We start from the raw sequence: 2,284 nt of genomic DNA, 5'->3' as shown, positions 1-2,284 counted from the left end.
AGGTTAAGCTGAAGAGGCGGAGCCGCAGCGAAAGCGAGTCTGAATAGGGCGTTTAGTACGTGGTCGTAGACCCGAAACCAGGTGATCTACCCATGTCCAGGGTGAAGTTCAGGTAACACTGAATGGAGGCCCGAACCCACGCACGTTGAAAAGTGCGGGGATGAGGTGTGGGTAGCGGAGAAATTCCAATCGAACCTGGAGATAGCTGGTTCTCCCCGAAATAGCTTTAGGGCTAGCCTTAAGTGTAAGAGTCTTGGAGGTAGAGCACTGATTGAACTAGGGGTCCTCATCGGATTACCGAATTCAGTCAAACTCCGAATGCCAATGACTTATCCTTAGGAGTCAGACTGCGAGTGATAAGATCCGTAGTCAAGAGGGAAACAGCCCAGATCGCCAGCTAAGGTCCCAAAGTGTGTATTAAGTGGAAAAGGATGTGGAGTTGCTTAGACAACTAGGATGTTGGCTTAGAAGCAGCCACCATTTAAAGAGTGCGTAATAGCTCACTAGTCGAGTGACTCTGCGCCGAAAATGTACCGGGGCTAAATACACCACCGAAGCTGCGAATTGATACCAATGGTATCAGTGGTAGGGGAGCGTTCTAAGTGCAGTGAAGTCAGACCGGAAGGACTGGTGGAGCGCTTAGAAGTGAGAATGCCGGTATGAGTAGCGAAAGACGGGTGAGAATCCCGTCCACCGAATGCCTAAGGTTTCCTGAGGAAGGCTCGTCCGCTCAGGGTTAGTCAGGACCTAAGCCGAGGCCGACAGGCGTAGGCGATGGACAACAGGTTGATATTCCTGTACCACCTCTTTATCGTTTGAGCAATGGAGGGACGCAGAAGGATAGAAGAAGCGTGCGATTGGTTGTGCACGTCCAAGCAGTTAGGCTGATAAGTAGGCAAATCCGCTTATCGTGAAGGCTGAGCTGTGATGGGGAAGCTCCTTATGGAGCGAAGTCTTTGATTCCCCGCTGCCAAGAAAAGCTTCTAGCGAGATAAAAGGTGCCTGTACCGCAAACCGACACAGGTAGGCGAGGAGAGAATCCTAAGGTGTGCGAGAGAACTCTGGTTAAGGAACTCGGCAAAATGACCCCGTAACTTCGGGAGAAGGGGTGCTTTCTTAACGGAAAGCCGCAGTGAATAGGCCCAAGCGACTGTTTAGCAAAAACACAGGTCTCTGCGAAGCCGTAAGGCGAAGTATAGGGGCTGACACCTGCCCGGTGCTGGAAGGTTAAGGAGAGGGGTTAGCGTAAGCGAAGCTCTGAACTGAAGCCCCAGTAAACGGCGGCCGTAACTATAACGGTCCTAAGGTAGCGAAATTCCTTGTCGGGTAAGTTCCGACCCGCACGAAAGGTGTAACGATTTGGGCACTGTCTCAACCAGAGACTCGGTGAAATTATAGTACCTGTGAAGATGCAGGTTACCCGCGACAGGACGGAAAGACCCCGTGGAGCTTTACTGTAGCCTGATATTGAATTTTGGTACAGTTTGTACAGGATAGGCGGGAGCCATTGAAACCGGAGCGCTAGCTTCGGTGGAGGCGCTGGTGGGATACCGCCCTGACTGTATTGAAATTCTAACCTACGGGTCTTATCGACCCGGGAGACAGTGTCAGGTGGGCAGTTTGACTGGGGCGGTCGCCTCCTAAAGTGTAACGGAGGCGCCCAAAGGTTCCCTCAGAATGGTTGGAAATCATTCGTAGAGTGCAAAGGCATAAGGGAGCTTGACTGCGAGACCTACAAGTCGAGCAGGGACGAAAGTCGGGCTTAGTGATCCGGTGGTTCCGCATGGAAGGGCCATCGCTCAACGGATAAAAGCTACCCCGGGGATAACAGGCTTATCTCCCCCAAGAGTCCACATCGACGGGGAGGTTTGGCACCTCGATGTCGGCTCATCGCATCCTGGGGCTGTAGTCGGTCCCAAGGGTTGGGCTGTTCGCCCATTAAAGCGGTACGCGAGCTGGGTTCAGAACGTCGTGAGACAGTTCGGTCCCTATCCGTCGTGGGCGTAGGAAATTTGAGAGGAGCTGTCCTTAGTACGAGAGGACCGGGATGGACGCACCGCTGGTGTACCAGTTGTTCTGCCAAGGGCATAGCTGGGTAGCTATGTGCGGAAGGGATAAGTGCTGAAAGCATCTAAGCATGAAGCCCCCCTCAAGATGAGATTTCCCATAGCGTAAGCTAGTAAGATCCCTGAAAGATGATCAGGTTGATAGGTTCGAGGTGGAAGCATGGTGACATGTGGAGCTGACGAATACTAATAGATCGAGGACTTAACCATATAATATG

At 52.2% G+C, this 2,284-nt stretch carries 1 rRNA gene; it reads left to right on the top strand.

Features of this window, described 5'->3' with window-relative positions:
- A 23S ribosomal RNA gene (locus tag ACTFQM_RS27255) occupies positions 1-2,276 on the top strand; the annotation flags it as partial.
- Positions 2,277-2,284 lie beyond the last annotated feature (8 nt).

The organism is Bacillus cereus group sp. MYBK30-2 (assembly GCF_051915945.1).
Classification (GTDB): Bacteria; Bacillota; Bacilli; order Bacillales; family Bacillaceae_G; genus Bacillus_A; species Bacillus_A paramycoides.
The sequence above is the reverse complement of the archived record's forward strand: the minus strand, read 5'-3'. Positions and strand labels throughout refer to the sequence as shown.